Source organism: Bacillus sp. LR--39 (genome assembly GCF_053613335.1).
The window spans coordinates 1-925 of the sequence record NZ_JBSIOT010000492.1 but is presented as its reverse complement, the minus strand read 5'-3'; the positions used below and the strand labels follow the sequence as shown (position 1 = coordinate 925).

Annotated in this window: 1 protein-coding gene; it reads left to right on the top strand. The window is 49.4% G+C overall.

Translation table 11 applies throughout. From position 1 onward, the window contains the following. Window positions 1–925 (top strand): AMP-binding protein (locus tag ACWHAR_RS24390; protein WP_452088097.1); only part of this gene is annotated, 925 nt, incomplete at both ends.

Genomic DNA, 925 nt, shown 5'->3' with positions numbered 1-925 from the left:
TGGTCAGCCTTCAGGACATGTTCGAAAAGCAGGCAGTTCTTACGCCAGAACGTATCGCTCTCATGTGTGATGACATTCAAGTCAACTATCGAAAGCTCAATGAAGAGGCAAACCGTCTCGCGCGTCTGTTGATCGAAAAAGGGATTGGTCCGGAGCAATTTGTCGCTTTGGCGCTGCCGCGTTCCCCTGAGATGGTGGCCTCAATGCTTGGTGTGCTCAAGACTGGTGCGGCGTATCTCCCACTTGATCCGGAGTTTCCAGCGGACCGCATTTCTTACATGCTGGAGGATGCGAAACCTTCATGCATCATAACGACTGAGGAAATAGCAGCCAGTCTGCCTGATAACCTGGCTGTACCGGAGCTTGTGCTTGATCAGGCTGTTACACAGGAGATTATAAAACGCTATTCGCCGGAAAATCCGGATGTATCGGTTTCTCTTGACCATCCTGCGTATATCATCTATACCTCAGGATCAACAGGAAGACCGAAGGGTGTCGTTGTGACACAGAAAAGCTTAAGCAATTTTCTGCTGTCCATGAAGGAGGCGTGTTCTCTAGGAGAAGAAGACAGGGTGTTGGCTGTGACGACTGTCGCTTTTGATATTTCAGCATTGGAGTTATATCTTCCGCTGATTAGCGGAGCGAGAATTGTGATCGCAAGGAAAGAAACGATCCGTGAGCCGCATGCATTAGCTCAAATGATTGAAAATTTCGATATTAAGATCATGCAGGCGACACCGACACTGTGGCACGCTTTGGTAACGAGTGAACCTGAGAAACTTCGGGGGCTTAGAGTGCTTGTAGGAGGCGAGGCGCTGCCGAGCGGTCTTTTGCAGGCGCTTCAAGACCTTCATTGTTCAGTCACGAACTTATACGGTCCCACTGAAACAACGATTTGGTCTGCCGCAGCTTTTCTTGAAGAAGG